The following is a 14,630-nucleotide window of genomic DNA, read 5'->3' on the forward strand; positions in this document are numbered from 1 at the left end:
GACTTACATCTTCCTCTAACGGAATATCCTGCATCTGTAATGGCAATAATGCAGGTGCAGTCCCTCGATATTGACTTTCGATGGCCACTAAAATTCCATCGAAAAACCCTAATACCTGCGTTGAGAAAATGACCAAAATGACAATGGCAAAATTCTTGGCGAGTTCGCCTGGACTCAATCCCCAAGTGTAGCCATCCTTATCTGCAATGCCTTCATTGTATTTTTTGAGGATGTTGACCAGAAAGAACAGGACAGCGAGCGTTTTCATTCCCGCAATCGTGTATTGCGAAAAGTCGCTGGCCTGTATGGTCTGGAAGACGGTATCGATGTATTCCAGTCCAATTCCTAAGAGAATGGTCGCAGTCATTTTTAGTATTCGGTTTCTCGATTATTGACTTTATCCTGCATTTTCCTGAAGGAAATGATGTCTCGATAGCGTTTGGTTTTTGTAGTGATGTTGGAAACCATTTGTTTGGATTCCTGCTCTTTTGCTTTTAGAATTTCAGCACGTTCGGCATCGCTCATTTTTAGGTAATCGCTGGATAGGACTTCATCAATAAAATCTACTGTGTCCAATGAGTTTTGTACTATGGCGTCAAACGATTCCACAACCCTTGAAACTTCATCGGGTTTGATATAGGGCGAATTCAAAATATCCTGCAAATCATTTTGCATTACGTTGATAAGACGCTGATTATTCTGTCCAATTTCCTCAACTGCTCTTAGTTGCTCAACAACGCTTGATACTTTCTCTATTGCCTCTTTTGCATCTTTTAGGAATTTTACAGACTTAATCATTTGAGCTGTCTGCTTTCCAGATTCTATAAGCTGTTTTACCAAACTGATAAAATTTGTATTATCGTAAGTAGGCATTCCTTGGGCGGTTGCTTTGCCTGACATAAATAAGGTCAATACTACCGTTGTTACTAAAATTTTGATTTTTGTCTTCATAATATTATGTTTTAGATGTGAATTGAATTATTGCTTTTTGCATATCGTGATGCTCGTTGTAGAGCTTCATTATTTCCACGTTTTCCTGTCCATCGGTCAGGTATGCGGCATATACTTCCTTTGGAACTTCGAGCCGAAAGATGTTACTTTCCCTGCCAATTTTGATAAACATTTCGGTGTACTTCCGTGGACCGGAAAGATTGTTCTTGATGGATTTCAATTGGTTCAAGTCGTGGCTGGATAGATTGAGCCTTTTGACCAGTTCATCATATCCTTTTTCATTGTTAAGGCTGTAAATGACTTGGGTATTTTCAAGAATACTCGCTGAAGTCGAATTGTTCGGAAGCTGATTGATGGATTGCAGAATAATCCCAATCGCACCGTTTTGTTTACGGATGGCTTGATAGTAGAACTCTACGCTTTCCAATACGTTTTCGAACTTTAATTGCTTTGCAAACTCATCAAAAAGGATTATCCCTTTTTCGGCTCGGTTTTTCCAAATGGTTCGTTGGATAGCGGACTTAATTAGCTTCAACATCACGGACAGGATTTCCTTATTGTCCTTAACTTCATCCAGTTCAAAAACAATCAAGCGTTTGTCTTCGATTTTATAAGTCTGGTCTTCGCTTACTTCAAAAAGGAAGCTATATAGACCATCGCCGACATATTCGGACATTACGTGCAAAAAGCTCGTGACATTGAAATAGTCGGGATGGATTTTTAAGGCGCTCAGAAGGTCTTTCTGATTCCTTTCTATAAAACTGTAAAAACCATCCAACGAGTGATTTTCTGAAGTGCTATCGTAATAATGGCGCAGTATCTTTTTAACCGAAACCGATTGTGCTTTCGTTACCTTTAAGTCTGAAGCGAATAACTCGAAAAGGAACACGGATAAATCTTCCAATCGCTCGGGTGTAAGGTCATTTGCACCACTTATATAAAAAGGATTGATGCCCAGATTCTTTCCACTTTCGTAGCGAAGCACCGTGTATTTTTCAGGATAGAGTTTGGCAAACTTGGTATAGGAACCACCCAAGTCGATAATGACCAAGCGAACACCACTTTCAAAATACTGACGTAGAATATTATTGGCTAAAAAGGATTTGCCTTCGCCTGTTGGGGCAAAAATGGCAAAGTTTCGTGCCTTGATGCGTTTCTTCTTTTCATCCCAAACATCTTTCAAAACAGGAATGTTATGCTCACGGTCATTAAAGATGATTCCGGTGTTATCACTTTTATAATTGGTGTTATTGATAAACAGGCAAAGCGCGTGTTTTAAATCGGTTACGTATAAATCATTGTTTGAGAAATTGGTAGAGAAACAGCAGTAACTATTAAGGATGTAATTCTTGCGTTCTTCCCCTTGTGGATAGTATGGTATGATGTCCAATTCCTTAAATTCGGTCTTTATTTTTGAAGTTATCTTGTCAAGCTCTTTAGCTTCCTTCGCCCAATAGACAATATTGAGATGACCACGAATAATCCGAGCATTATCATCGGCATTGATTTGGTCAAGGATGTGTTGGATTTTACCTAAAACCACTTTATTCTGTGAACCGAAGTTGGAACTTTTGTTGAGTTCCTCAACTTTCTTATCGAGCAATTTGCGCCACTTCTGTTTGTCGTCCAAATACAAAATCTGGTTGACAATATGATTTTCGTTAAGCGTAAGCCCTAAACCATCAATAAACCCTTGATGAAAAACAAAATCGTCAGAAGTGAATTTCTCATTGGTTTTGCTACTCTGTACACTTTCGCCAAAGCACAGTTCGCTGTTGATGGCCAGGGCATCAAAATGGTTTTCGCCAATATTGACGCTTTTCTTATCCAGTAAAATATCAGTATCATAGCCTTCATTAAAGCCGTTGAAATAGGAATTAGCCAGTTGTTGTATTTCTTCCGCTTTAAGCGAAACAAAATCCATCTTTCTGCTATTGTTGATAAAGGAAACCGAATCACTAACCGAGTTGGAGAAGCTCTTGATATTATCATCCAATTCCTGTACGATACCTTTTGAAACTTTTCTGAAAGGGTTGACGTATTTCGGATTGTTGAGCGCCTTATTTTTAGTCAAGATGAAAAACAAATAGCAGCTGTGCTCGATATAACCACGACCTTTAAAATGCTCGTGGGTCGCTTTTTCTAAAAATGTAGAATTGGGAAGTTGTTCTGAAGTATAGGATTTCTTGAGGTAGATATCCTGTTTGTGAACCACGGTTCCGACAGGCAAAGATTTTAAAGCCTGAAACCAAGCACCGTGCATATCTTCAAAATCCTTTTCAGACAACGAGTATATTTCCGGCAGATTTCCTTTGTAGCACAAAATAACATTGCCATTATTGGCAAATACGATATTGTCCTGAATATCTACGATGGGTTGATATGCCGAAAGGTTAATCTTGTTCATAATCGAAGCCAGAATTTCTTTTGTTACTAATGATTTTTGGAAAAGCCTTAGCCATTTGGAATAGTTGTGGATTGTGGGCTATTCTCGTCAGCGCCACATAAAGGGAAGCGTTGAAAACCAACACACCTATGATTATCCCAAAGCTGAAAGAGAAGATGATGATGAGCAACGAAGCCAAAATAGAAACCATCATCAAAGCAAACAGGGAAATGGGCAGCCCAAAAATGACCGCCCTTTTCCTGATGTTTTTATAGACCTCGAACCGTTTCATTTATACAACGATTCCTATTAGGTAAGTAAAGATTCCGACTACTGCACCTGCAATCAATACAAATACTAAAACTCGGGTAATCCCCTTTTTTAAATCTGCATTTTCCCCAAAAAAATGTCCTGCGTTAAACAGGAAACCTACAAGGAAGATTACACCGAGAAGTATTGGAAAAATAGTTCGGATAGTGTCGCCTACATCGTTAACTGAATCTTCAATGCCACCAATTTGAGCAAAAAGCGAAGTGGATAAGAGCGAAAGAATGGATGCGAAATAGTGTGATTTTTTCATAACGGAACAGTTTAAATTTTTGGTTCATTTTCGTTATTGGAAATTTACATATATTTGATTTTAAATAACTGAAAATCAAATAATTGTGAATAAAATATTATTTGATATTGTTTGAATTCCGTTGCTATTATTTGGCATCAAATCCAATGGATTTTTGAAGGGAAGTTGTTGATAACCCGAAAATTGAAAATGAAAAATCTGCTCAAAAACGTCAGTTTTGTGATTTTGGTTCTAAAAATGTGCTTCATTTTTGGACAAGAATCGACTGCTCAAAAACGAATAATAATTGACGTTGGACACGGCGGAAAAGATGCTGGTGCAATTGGTATAAATGACATTCAAGAAAAAGATGTGGTTTTATCGATTGCAAATGAGATTTTAAAGTTAAATGACGACTTGGAAAAACCACTCGATATTTATTTGACTAGGTATAAAGACACTTTAATGTCATTATCGGACAGGACTAAACTGGCAAAAGCATTAAAAGCTGACTTGTTTGTGTCCTTGCATTGCAACCATTCTGATAATCCAGATGCGAGAGGGATAGAGGTTTATGCTTCAAGAAAACAAGAAAAGTTCTCAAAAACATCGGCTTTTATGGGCTATCAAATTGAAAGCGCACTTTGTGAAACAATAGGCTACGAAAATCGAGGTGTAAAGTTTGCCAACTTTCAGGTACTTCGGGAAACTGTTGAGTATTGCGCCTCAATACTATTAGAATTGGGTTTTTTGAGCAATAAAGATGAAGGCAGCTACATTTCAGATAAGAACAATATTGAACGCATTGCACTAACCATATTATTATCCATTCAAAAATCAATAGAATTATGAAAGATATTTTTTTAGAGTTAACAAAGAGCTTGAAGGACATTATATTGCAATTCGTTTCAGAAGTGATTTTATTGTACAAATCCTTTAGAAGTTAGATTACCTAAGTTTATTATCTACACATTATAAAAAAAATTTATCCGATAGTATATTTAAGTATTTGCTTAAATAATATAATAATGATATATTTGTGACCACTTTAAATCAAAAAAGATGAGCTTGGAAATAACCTGTACACGGAACGAAGCAGACAAGAAGCAAATATCGAGATGTAAGGAAACCATAGAGAATTCTTCAGGTAGCTTAGAAGCGATAAGCAAAATTTTGTCTCTTGCGGGAAGCGAGGTACGACTGAAAATTCTATTTCTATTGAACATAGAGAATGAACTTTGCCCTTGCGATATTGCTGACATTCTTGAAATGAGTGTTCCTGCCGTATCCCAACATATCCGTAAAATGAAGGATGCAGGAATTATTTTATCGAGACGTGAAGGGCAAACATTGTATTATTCGCTGGTAAAGAGTGAGGACAATGTTTTGAATGGAATTTTCAATTCAATTTCAGCAAGAAAGAAAACAGCTTAGAAAGTTTACATTATGGCACCTAATAAAACTTCAAATACCGCGACCTATACCGGCATTTTTACCGCAGTTGCAGCATCAATATGTTGTATAACCCCTGTCTTGGCACTAATTGCCGGAACAAGCGGAATTGCATCTACATTCTCTTGGGTCGAGCCATTTAGACCCTATCTTATCGGCTTGACCATTATTGTTTTGGTCTTTGCCTGGTATCAGAAACTACGACCGAAAACACAGGAAGAAATAGATTGCGCCTGTGAAGATGATGCGAAACCATCATTTTGGCAATCCAAACGGTTCTTATTGATAGTAACACTATTCGCAGCATTGATGCTGGCCTTTCCGTACTATTCCAATCTATTTTATGCACAGCCCACCAAGGATATTGTCTATGTCTCTCAATCCAATATCAAAAAGCACACTTTTGAAGTCGCTGGAATGACCTGTGCAGGTTGTGAGGCACACGTAGAAAACGAAGTCAATAAATTGGACGGAATTATTTCGGTCAAAGCCAGCTACGAAAATGCCAATACCATAGTGGAATTTGACAAGACCAAAACCAATTTGCCCACAATCCGAAAAGCTATAGAAAGTACGGGGTACAAAATAATAGAATAATGAAGATTCAATTAAAATCTACGATTACCTGTCCTGAATGCGGCCACAAAAAGGCTGAAGAAATGCCAACCACGGCCTGTCAATTCTTTTATGAATGTGAGAATTGCAAAACGGTCCTGAAACCAAAAGAAGGGGATTGTTGTGTATTCTGTTCTTATGGTACTTTGGCTTGTCCGCCGATTCAAGAAAATAAAAATTGTTGTTAAAAAGCCATACCTTAAATTCACTTCCTCTTATCCCCAGCCTTCGTATCAAAAGCAATCAAATTAAAAAGTTCCCGCATTCGACTACGGACACGATTACCATAACGTTCTTCCAGTTCTTCTGCGTTGAGATTGGTGGTGGCGTGGGTCTTGATTTTGTGTTTGGTTTGTAAGTACAGCTCGTATCGAGATAAAAGCACTTCGCCCATCACATTAAGATCCTTTCCGTAGAATCTGCCAGACGGTTCCACGCCTAAATCATCAAAACAGTAAAATTTGGTGTTACCATATTCTTCAACGGTTTTAAAGCCTAAATGATTAAAACTGAAGGTTACGTTTCGGCAGGGAATCATTTCATAAGGACGTTGTAACGGAACCAAATGGCGCAACAATTTCATCAAACTGGTTTTGCCACAGCCAACTGGTCCGGAAAGTAGAATCCCTTTGTCAATGTCAATGCCATAAGTCTCACAGTTATCCTTGTCCTTGATGAAATAGGAACAGAGCTTCAACAGAATATCCTTGTCCTCATCATAAATCCTGAATCTTTTACCAAACAATAGTTTGCCCTTGGCATTCAGGTAAATCAATATTTTTGGAAAATCGTAGAGAACACTTTTACCATCAAATTTTCCGAGCGAATATACCACGCCGCCTTCGGTTATTTTAGAGGGGTTGTCCATAATCTTTGTTTTTAGTGGTTCGCAAGTTGTCCTTGATTTGGGACGCTTGTTTTTCGTTTGCTTTGTTTTCCTCGTCGAATATTTCGGTCCTGTCCATCCAGTTGATGGCTACGGCTCGCCAATCTCTAATCTCTTTTCCATCGCCTGTTTGCCAATTTCTGGTTTGGTAATGCTCATAGAATTTTTTTGCCTCATTAGCATCAAAACCTTTTTCTTCAAAAAAAATAAAAACGGCCTGCCAGCCCTTTGGCTGTTTTATATAGTTTTCCTGTTTGATATTGTTTGTTTCAGATACCAATGCTTGTCCACCTATGGGACGGTGTAGGTTCACAACCTGTCCATTTTTGGGATGGTGGTTTCCCTCAAGCGGTACACCTCTGGGATGGTACTGTTCCGCAAGTTGTTCTAATATGGGATTGTACTGTCCCACAACAGGTTCATCACTTGTCCCAATAATGACCATCTTTATTTTGCTGCCTTTGTATGGATTGTTGGAAGGGAAATAAGACAAGTATTGCCAAGAATCCAGTTCTACAATACATCTATGGTATGTGGACTTTGAACCTATCTTGGCACAGCGCATTAAATCTCGTCGGTTCACGTAGAATTCATCCATAAAGCGGCAACTGTTCCATTCTTGGAACAGCGCCATATAAAGACTGATATGGGTAGGATTTAGGCGGTCATCAAAATAGAACTTCTCAAAAGCCGCATTAAGTAGCTTTATATAGTTCATCGCTTAAGAATTTAGACCGTGGTGCACACGGTTGGCATCCATCACTTTTTGAATTTCCTCTGTGTCATAATAAATGATGCCACCCACTTTGGTGTATGGTAATGTGCCATTGATGCGAAGATTCTGTAATGTGCCTGGACTCACTTGAAGCAAGTCCATAACCTCAGAGGATTTGAGATATTTCTTCAGCTTACCGCTGGCTTGTCTGGTCAATAATTGTTTAATGTCATCGAGCAATTCCATTTTGAATTCCCGAAGGTCGTCTGTGGTAATGATACTTGTCGGCATAATAGAACGGTTTAATGAAAAGGGACTATTTGTGTTTATTATTTTAAATGACAGTCCCTGACCTGATTTGACTTTCGTTCTACAAATTTGAATAGGTTTATTGGATTTTATTCCCCAGTACGACCGTACTACGGTCAAATTTTAACATCTTGAAATTAGATGGATTTTGTGGTGTTTTGAGGCTTCTGAAATAGTAACGGTGTGCTAAATCACATCAAATTATATGAAGACGGCTTCCAAAATTAAAAGACCGTAGGTTAACCGTAGTACGGTCTTTTTTTTTAAGAGAAAAATCCGCTTGTTATTCCTCGCTCTTGTCCATTTCTATGAGCAACGATGTAGAAAGTTCATCGAGGAAAAGTGTCCTACTGTTCTTGCGGTTTTTGATGTCCTGATAGGTTTTGTAGATATCTTTCGGTTCAATATCGAATAGCTGTTGCATTTTTTTGGAAACCTGCATTATGGCCTGATTGTCCTGTTTGCCCAATCCCTTTGAGCAGAGGGCATATACCAATTCTACATAATCTGTATTTGAAAATGGCCAATGTATCTTTTCAATTGGTTTAGCACCATTTAATTTGCCGTTTATTCCATTCCGAATTCGATGCTTTTTTTTATCCAAATAAATCACTAACAAATCATACGCCTTGTATTTGCCAAGCAGCATATCTCTTGGTGTGCAAAACTCTGGGTCTTGAAAGTAAAATTTGGAAGTTGTGATATGGAATGTTTCGAGGTAATCTCTGGTGTAATATTCCTTGTCAAAATGGGTAGCACCGGAATTTACATAACGTCCAAAATCGATATTGTACAGGAAGAAGCGATTTATTTTGCTGATTTTCTTTTTAATCGATTTTAGTTGGGCATCCTTATCGCCCTTTGGAAGTTGAATTTCAAAGGAATGTATTTCTGAAAAATAGATGAGTTTGATGAGGGGAACCTGCTTAGTGTTCTTGAAGAAGTTTATTTCATTTTGAATCGTCTTAAATTTCGTGTCGATGATCTCTTTTTTATAATCACTCAGTAATTTACGGCACGCTTTTATGGAACGATTAGCTTGTTCTAAAATGCTTGTATTCTGGGTTTTAATTTCATCCAGATCCTTTAATAGTTTTTTTGATTGTAATTGAGAATTCATAAGCAGGAACTTTAACGTTGTAAACCATAGATATGGGATTTAGTTGATACGATTGGTTGGTTGATGTCATAGTCCTACAAAATGGTGTAAATGAATGCCAAGGTTCATAAAATTAGTGGCTCATTATTGTATTTTAGGGAACTCTTACTAAAGTACCTTTACTTCTAACTTGTACAAGGAAAACATACCGTATATAATTACGGAATAGTCCGTATTTTTCTACGGATTATTTGTTAGGCACTATAAATAGTGGCTTTTAAATAAACTCAATTTACTTACTTTTTCTTCCGAAATCGCTTCAAAAATTCACGCCTATTCTTTACACCTGTCTTTTTGAAGATATTTGATGCGTGTTTTGATACGGTACTTTCTGCAATGAATAAGTCTTTGGCGATGTTTCTGTAGCTTGAATTACTTAAAATTGACAAAGCCACTTCGATTTCTCTACGGGTCAAATCTTCATATATAATTTTACGCTCTACCGATTCGTCACGTTGTTTTTTCTTTAATGCAAAGACTTCATACATTCGGTTATTGTTTTCTATGAAGTACAAATACCTATCTGCTTCAATCGCTGTTATGGCAAAGAAAGCCAGATTCATTACGGTAAATGTAATCCATTGGTAATCGCCGATGACTGTGCAAATAGGTAATAAGGCAATACTTGCTACACTTACCATTGAGAGTTTATTTCGTCTTACTATGAAAGGATTCGGATTGCTGGGATTTGATATACGACGATAGAAAATAAACAGAAAAACAAAAGTGACAGCAGATATAGGAATGGTAAATAGAAAGCGTGCAGAATTAAGGGAATCTGTTAGAAAATAAGGGATTAGAAACAATACCACAAAACTCACGCTTGCGAGTATAGCAAGGTTTCTTATGGATGAATTGAACCTTAAAACAACAATATCGTATTCTTTATAGAGATAATAAACGATATAGACACACAGGGCTATGGCGACACCATACGTGATAATGTACTGTAAAATAGATGGGTCAGGAAAGTTGTCAATTGGTAAGAAACCACCAGTAGCATTATAAGCAATAAACAGGATTCCGAGGTAGAGGAAACGTCTTAGACTACTGCGCGTTTTCTTTCTGGAAAAGTAGAGTGTAAGCAATACTATGAACGTATCTATTAATAGATAGAAAAAAGTCGTCCAATGTATCGATGTACCAAACATTTACTCTACTTCCCATTGCGCTCAAATTTGTTGGTTTCTAAATTCTTGGAAACATTGTTCCAATCAAAAATTTGTCCGTTCATAGCAATATAAACATCCGGTTTTAGAAGCTGTACTGAGCTTATTGCATACCCTAAATTGAAGGGTGCATCTGTATCTGCAGATGAACCCAAAATGAAAGACCCAACCAAAACTATTGTCTTGTTTAAATTGAGTTTTCCTATATATTTTGCGGTATCTTCTAACGTGAAAGTACCGTGGGTAATCAGTATCTTAGTCGCATTAGTTTCTTTTATCTTGCGAACCAATAGTTCTCGGTCATCATTTGTTATAGCACGACTGTCTTTTTTAAAGACACCTTCGATAGTGTATTCAAAATCGATATTTGCTTTATTTAAAAAATCTTCAATCCCTACATTGGATGAAGTAATACCACCATCATCTGTATAATCCAACCCTTCGATTGTACCGCCTGTTGTGAATATGAGAATCATAAATTAGGACTTCCTCTACTTATAAAGATAGTGTTAATTTATTTAAAACTAATTTTATTGGTTCGGTCAAAATAAACACTCTAAGCATCCTGCCACTTCATTTTCTGCAATCGTACAGCATTGAGAATAGCCAATAAAGCAACACCCACATCAGCAAAAACAGCTTCCCACATTGTCGCTAAACCACCTGCACCAAGAATGAGGACTATGACCTTGACACCAAATGCAAGCGCAATATTTTGCCAGACAATTCTTCGCGTTGAACGACCAATTTTTATTGCTCTTGCAATCTTACTCGGTTGATCGGTCTGAATGATAACATCGGCTGTTTCGATGGCGACATCACTTCCTAAACCACCCATCGCAATACCTACATCACTTGCTGCTAAAACGGGTGCATCATTAATACCATCACCGATAAAGGCTACTTTGGTTTCGGGTTGCTTTTTGAGCTCTTCAACCTCATTGAGTTTATCTTCAGGTAACAAACCACCTTTTGCCCAATCGATATTTAACTCTTTTGCAATCTGTTGTGTAATTGAGTCTTTGTCGCCTGATAGCATTATAATCTTTGAAATTCCCGAATCTCGAATTTGTTTAATGGCTTGGTGCGCATCATCCTTCAGTTCATCTGCAATGGTTACATAACCTGCGAATGTTCCATCTATGGACACCATAACGATGGATTCTACAATACCATCTGTTCCCGAAGGGACTTCTATGCCATTTGAGGTCATCAAAGCTTTATTACCTACCAATACCGTTTTCCCATTGACCGTTCCTTTTAAACCTTTTCCTGCAACTTCTGAAACATCGGTCGCCTCGTAATCCGAACCGTCTGCTTTATATTCGAGAATCGCTTTTGCGATAGGATGCGTGGATTGTTCTTCCATCGCCATCAGGTATTTCATAAATTCGGCTTCCTCAAATGTGAAGGAATTGATTTCTTTGATTTTAAAAACCCCTTTGGTAACGGTACCTGTTTTGTCCATTACGACCGTGTTTACTTGGGTCATTGCATCTAAAAAGGATGCACCTTTAAAAAGAATACCGTTGCGAGATGCCGCACCCAAACCGCCGAAATAGCCCAGAGGAATGGAAATGACCAGAGCACAAGGGCACGAAATCACAAGGAATATCAACGCTCGGTACAGCCAATCCCTAAACACATAATCATCCACGAAAAAGTAGGGCAAAAACGTCAGTCCAATTGCCAAGAATACAACGATAGGCGTATAAATCCGAGCAAATTTTCTGATGAACAATTCGGTCTTTGATTTTCTGGCAGTTGCATTTTGCACCATATCCAGAATTCGTGCAATGGAACTGTCTTTAAATTCTTTAGTGGTTTCAATCTCGATTACACCATCAAGATTTATGCTTCCTGCAAAAACAGTATCACCTTTAGCAATCGTATCAGGTTTGCTTTCGCCTGTCAAGGCAGCGGTATTAAAAGAACCCTTTTCAGAAAGCAGAATACCATCAAGCGGAACTTTTTCGCCTACACGTACCTGTATCTTTTCACCGATTTCAACAGTCTCGGGATTTACTGAAACAAAATCACCATCACGATAAACCAAAGCCTCATTTGGTCTTACATCGAGTAAGGCTTTTATATTTCCCTTCGCACGGTTAACGGCCGCATTCTGGAACAGTTCGCCCACAGCATAAAATAACATTACGGCTACGCCTTCTGGATATTCGCCGATAGCGAACGCCCCTAAAGTGGCTATGGACATCAAGAAAAATTCGGTAAAGAAATCACCATTTTTAATACTTTTCCAGCCTTCTCTTATCACCGGAAAACCAACAGGGATATAGGCTACCGTGTACCATACTATGCGAATCCATCCTTTGAAGAAAGGAAACGCATCAAAGTAATCAATAGCAATTCCGGCTATCAACATCACAAAGCTGAAAATTGCTGGCAGATAAGTTCTAAATTTAGAAACTTCTTCTGGACTGCTGTGGTTATGGCCATCATCGTGACTGTGCTCGCCCTTATGTTCTTTTGGGTCAATGTCCCGTAAATTTACTTTTTTCTTTTTCATATGTTCTAATCAAGTTTGATATCATTTTAAAAACTACTTCGATAATTTCAGTATTCTCAATGCACCGCGCATTACAAAAGTGAAAACGATCCCGCCAATCACTAAATCGGGCCATTTACTATTCAGAAAATAAACCAGCACCCCAGCTACTATAACACCACCATTGACAATAATATCATTGGATGTAAAAATGGCACTTGCCTGCATATGAGCCTCTTGGCTCTTTGCCTTGTTGATGAGCCAGAGCGATATCAAATTACCTGCCAATGCGAAAATTGAAACTATAATCATCCATTGAAACAGGGGCGTTTCGGTATTGCTAAAAAACCTTCTCAAGACCTCTGCAAACCCAAGTATTGCCAATGCCATCTGAAAGTATCCGCTGTATTTCGCAACCTTCTTTTTTCTTGAAATGGCACCGCCTACCGCAAATAGGCTTAATGCATATACGATGGAATCTGCCAGCATATCTAATGAGTCTGCCACTAGACCCATCGAAGAAGAAATCCAACCAGTGGTCATTTCGATAACGAAAAAGCCAAAGTTGATGCCCAAGACCCACCATAGGATTCTTTTTTGTTTGGATTGGTCTTCCATTACGGGTGGTTCGGCTTCTGTGGTTCCTTCTAAGGAATCCCCAAGTTTTAAGCTGGCTATAGACGTTTGTATCGCCTTGACGTCGTCCACGTGATATACTTCCAATTTTCTGTTAGGAATATCAAAATCCAAGTGTTTTACTTGAGCATAAGACTCTAACTTCATCCGAATCATCTGCTCTTCTGAAGGGCAGTCCATTTTAGTTATTATAAAAGTGCTTTTTTTCAAAATCAATCTAATTTGTTTGTTAAAGTAAATTACTGCTACATTTTTCACATATTCCCGTAACCACGAGATTAACATCCTCTGCCAAATATCCATCGGGCAAATTGATATGCGGGATTTTTTGTTCCGTTAAACAAACCGTTTCGTCACAGTTAGTGCAATGGAAATGTAAATGCAAATCCTGTTCTATTTCACAATTACAGCCTTCTTCACAAAGTGCGTATTTAGAGATTCCAGTTCCGTCATCTATGTGATGCACCACGTTTTTTTCTTCAAACGTTTTTAGGGTTCGGTACAATGTGGTTCTATCCGCTTTTGCGAAAGCATTCTCAATATCAGTCAGGGCGATGGCGGCATCCCTATCGGCCATATACTTATAAATCAATATGCGCATTGCCGTTGGGCGAACCCCATTGTCAATCAATCTTTTTTCTATTTCTTTCATTTCTTATCGATGCTGTTTTTGATTTTTTGTGCCTTGGAAAATGCTTCCCAACCCTCTTTTGCCGCGTATGGCACTATCAACAATGCCGCAACAGGGTCGGCCCACCACCAGCCCAGCCATTTCACGAGCAATAGACCTATTAGGACTACTACGGTTTGATACAGACAGATAAAAGTATCCTTGGCATCAGCTAATAAAGCAGGGCTATCCAATTTATGTCCGTACTTTCTTTTGTAATAAATCAGAAATGGATTTACCACCAAGGAAACTATCAGAATCACGATACCTATCGTAGACCAAGATGCCGTTTCTTGACTTATTAGTTTTGATATGGAATCATAGGATATGAAAATGCAGATGAGGGCAAAAGATATTGCGATGACGTATAGCGTTGTCATTTTTCTTTTTTCTACGCGCTTTTCGTCCAAACCCTTGATTTCGCCGTGCAATCGCCAACCGAGAGTGCCAGCACTTATGACTTCAATGGTGCTGTCCAAACCCCAGCCTATTAATGCTGAACTGTTTGCCGTGAATCCCGCGATGAGCGATACGACCACTTCGATAATGTCATAAATGACATTCCATATTTGAAGCGTTCTTGCTTCCTTTAAATTTTGCTTTCTTTTTTGGTCCAT

Annotated in this window: 18 protein-coding genes and 1 pseudogene; 4 read left to right on the forward strand and 15 right to left on the reverse strand. The window is 38.3% G+C overall.

The window, feature by feature from the left end:
- The 5 genes and pseudogenes from DCS95_RS17810 to DCS95_RS17830 all read right to left on the reverse strand — a co-directional run.
- Positions 1-367: pseudogene (locus tag DCS95_RS17810) on the reverse strand (hypothetical protein); the annotation flags it as partial.
- A gap of 2 nt (positions 368-369) precedes the next feature.
- Complete coding sequence (locus DCS95_RS17815) at positions 370-951, reverse strand: conjugal transfer protein (RefSeq protein ID WP_116772158.1); 582 nt, start codon at positions 949-951, stop codon at positions 370-372.
- Between the two features lie 4 nt (positions 952-955).
- Entirely contained in the window at positions 956-3,358 is a 2,403-nt protein-coding gene (locus tag DCS95_RS17820; RefSeq protein WP_116772159.1) for a TraG family conjugative transposon ATPase, read from the reverse strand.
- Positions 3,345-3,629, reverse strand: a complete 285-nt coding sequence (locus DCS95_RS17825) for a hypothetical protein (RefSeq protein WP_031427462.1) — start codon at positions 3,627-3,629, stop codon at positions 3,345-3,347. The genes DCS95_RS17820 and DCS95_RS17825 overlap by 14 nt, the downstream gene beginning before the upstream one ends.
- Entirely contained in the window at positions 3,630-3,917 is a 288-nt protein-coding gene (locus tag DCS95_RS17830) for a hypothetical protein (protein ID WP_116772160.1), read from the reverse strand.
- 189 nt (positions 3,918-4,106) lie between these two features.
- Between DCS95_RS17830 and DCS95_RS17835 the strand changes: the two genes are divergently transcribed.
- The 4 genes from DCS95_RS17835 (at position 4,107) to DCS95_RS20545 (ending at position 6,151) form a co-directional block, all read left to right on the forward strand.
- Positions 4,107-4,748, forward strand: coding sequence for an N-acetylmuramoyl-L-alanine amidase family protein (locus tag DCS95_RS17835; protein WP_116772161.1), 642 nt, complete (start codon positions 4,107-4,109; stop codon positions 4,746-4,748).
- Between the two features lie 210 nt (positions 4,749-4,958).
- Positions 4,959-5,330, forward strand: coding sequence for an ArsR/SmtB family transcription factor (locus DCS95_RS17840; protein WP_116772162.1), 372 nt, complete (start codon positions 4,959-4,961; stop codon positions 5,328-5,330).
- 12 nt (positions 5,331-5,342) lie between these two features.
- Positions 5,343-5,945: a mercuric transport protein MerTP gene (gene merTP, locus DCS95_RS17845; RefSeq protein ID WP_116772163.1), complete on the forward strand. Its 603-nt coding sequence runs from the start codon at positions 5,343-5,345 to the stop codon at positions 5,943-5,945.
- Positions 5,945-6,151, forward strand: a complete 207-nt coding sequence (locus DCS95_RS20545; RefSeq protein WP_116772164.1) for a GDCCVxC domain-containing (seleno)protein — start codon at positions 5,945-5,947, stop codon at positions 6,149-6,151. Before merTP ends, DCS95_RS20545 begins: the two co-directional genes overlap by 1 nt.
- A 17-nt stretch (positions 6,152-6,168) precedes the next feature.
- On the opposite strand, the gene DCS95_RS17855 is transcribed toward DCS95_RS20545, so the two are convergent.
- The 10 genes from DCS95_RS17855 to DCS95_RS17900 all read right to left on the reverse strand — a co-directional run bounded on the left by DCS95_RS17855 (position 6,169) and on the right by DCS95_RS17900 (position 14,630).
- Positions 6,169-6,831, reverse strand: a complete 663-nt coding sequence (locus DCS95_RS17855) for a P-loop NTPase family protein (protein WP_116772165.1) — start codon at positions 6,829-6,831, stop codon at positions 6,169-6,171.
- Positions 6,815-7,567 (reverse strand): hypothetical protein, encoded by a 753-nt coding sequence (locus DCS95_RS17860; RefSeq protein ID WP_116772166.1) that lies wholly within the window; start codon positions 7,565-7,567, stop codon positions 6,815-6,817. Before DCS95_RS17860 ends, DCS95_RS17855 begins: the two co-directional genes overlap by 17 nt.
- Positions 7,568-7,570: 3 nt before the next feature.
- Positions 7,571-7,855, reverse strand: coding sequence for a helix-turn-helix domain-containing protein (locus DCS95_RS17865; protein ID WP_047550478.1), 285 nt, complete (start codon positions 7,853-7,855; stop codon positions 7,571-7,573).
- A 301-nt stretch (positions 7,856-8,156) separates the two neighbouring features.
- Entirely contained in the window at positions 8,157-8,993 is an 837-nt protein-coding gene (locus tag DCS95_RS17870; RefSeq protein WP_116772167.1) for an RteC domain-containing protein, read from the reverse strand.
- A 275-nt stretch (positions 8,994-9,268) separates the two neighbouring features.
- Positions 9,269-9,673 (reverse strand): helix-turn-helix domain-containing protein, encoded by a 405-nt coding sequence (locus tag DCS95_RS20550; protein ID WP_243835334.1) that lies wholly within the window; start codon positions 9,671-9,673, stop codon positions 9,269-9,271.
- Positions 9,674-10,188: 515 nt separating this feature from the next.
- Positions 10,189-10,677 (reverse strand): asparaginase domain-containing protein, encoded by a 489-nt coding sequence (locus tag DCS95_RS17880; RefSeq protein WP_116772169.1) that lies wholly within the window; start codon positions 10,675-10,677, stop codon positions 10,189-10,191.
- Between the two features lie 80 nt (positions 10,678-10,757).
- The gene (locus tag DCS95_RS17885) at positions 10,758-12,728 is read right to left on the reverse strand and encodes a heavy metal translocating P-type ATPase (protein WP_116772170.1); all 1,971 of its coding nucleotides are present in this window, start codon (positions 12,726-12,728) and stop codon (positions 10,758-10,760) included.
- 33 nt (positions 12,729-12,761) lie between these two features.
- Positions 12,762-13,553, reverse strand: coding sequence for a cation efflux transmembrane domain-containing protein (locus tag DCS95_RS17890; protein WP_192462282.1), 792 nt, complete (start codon positions 13,551-13,553; stop codon positions 12,762-12,764).
- A 19-nt stretch (positions 13,554-13,572) separates the two neighbouring features.
- Positions 13,573-13,995 carry a Fur family transcriptional regulator gene (locus tag DCS95_RS17895; RefSeq protein WP_116772171.1) on the reverse strand — a complete coding sequence of 141 codons (423 nt, stop codon included), beginning with the start codon at positions 13,993-13,995 and terminating at the stop codon, positions 13,573-13,575.
- The gene (locus DCS95_RS17900; RefSeq protein WP_116772172.1) at positions 13,992-14,630 is read right to left on the reverse strand and encodes a cation diffusion facilitator family transporter; all 639 of its coding nucleotides are present in this window, start codon (positions 14,628-14,630) and stop codon (positions 13,992-13,994) included. The genes DCS95_RS17895 and DCS95_RS17900 overlap by 4 nt, the downstream gene beginning before the upstream one ends.

This window comes from Maribacter litoralis (genome assembly GCF_003075045.1).
GTDB classification, from domain to species: Bacteria; Bacteroidota; Bacteroidia; order Flavobacteriales; family Flavobacteriaceae; genus Maribacter; species Maribacter litoralis.

Coding starts and splice junctions, on each gene's coding strand:
- DCS95_RS17815 (WP_116772158.1), bottom strand. CDS start 951: ATGAAGACAAAAATCAAAATTTTAGTAACAACGGTAGTATTGACCTTA.
- DCS95_RS17820 (WP_116772159.1), bottom strand. CDS start 3,358: ATGAACAAGATTAACCTTTCGGCATATCAACCCATCGTAGATATTCAG.
- DCS95_RS17825 (WP_031427462.1), bottom strand. CDS start 3,629: ATGAAACGGTTCGAGGTCTATAAAAACATCAGGAAAAGGGCGGTCATT.
- DCS95_RS17830 (WP_116772160.1), bottom strand. CDS start 3,917: ATGAAAAAATCACACTATTTCGCATCCATTCTTTCGCTCTTATCCACT.
- DCS95_RS17835 (WP_116772161.1), top strand. CDS start 4,107: ATGAAAAATCTGCTCAAAAACGTCAGTTTTGTGATTTTGGTTCTAAAA.
- DCS95_RS17840 (WP_116772162.1), top strand. CDS start 4,959: ATGAGCTTGGAAATAACCTGTACACGGAACGAAGCAGACAAGAAGCAA.
- merTP (WP_116772163.1), top strand. CDS start 5,343: ATGGCACCTAATAAAACTTCAAATACCGCGACCTATACCGGCATTTTT.
- DCS95_RS20545 (WP_116772164.1), top strand. CDS start 5,945: ATGAAGATTCAATTAAAATCTACGATTACCTGTCCTGAATGCGGCCAC.
- DCS95_RS17855 (WP_116772165.1), bottom strand. CDS start 6,831: ATGGACAACCCCTCTAAAATAACCGAAGGCGGCGTGGTATATTCGCTC.
- DCS95_RS17860 (WP_116772166.1), bottom strand. CDS start 7,567: ATGAACTATATAAAGCTACTTAATGCGGCTTTTGAGAAGTTCTATTTT.
- DCS95_RS17865 (WP_047550478.1), bottom strand. CDS start 7,855: ATGCCGACAAGTATCATTACCACAGACGACCTTCGGGAATTCAAAATG.
- DCS95_RS17870 (WP_116772167.1), bottom strand. CDS start 8,993: ATGAATTCTCAATTACAATCAAAAAAACTATTAAAGGATCTGGATGAA.
- DCS95_RS20550 (WP_243835334.1), bottom strand. CDS start 9,673: ATGGTAAGTGTAGCAAGTATTGCCTTATTACCTATTTGCACAGTCATC.
- DCS95_RS17880 (WP_116772169.1), bottom strand. CDS start 10,677: ATGATTCTCATATTCACAACAGGCGGTACAATCGAAGGGTTGGATTAT.
- DCS95_RS17885 (WP_116772170.1), bottom strand. CDS start 12,728: ATGAAAAAGAAAAAAGTAAATTTACGGGACATTGACCCAAAAGAACAT.
- DCS95_RS17895 (WP_116772171.1), bottom strand. CDS start 13,995: ATGAAAGAAATAGAAAAAAGATTGATTGACAATGGGGTTCGCCCAACG.
- DCS95_RS17900 (WP_116772172.1), bottom strand. CDS start 14,630: ATGGACCAAAAAAGAAAGCAAAATTTAAAGGAAGCAAGAACGCTTCAA.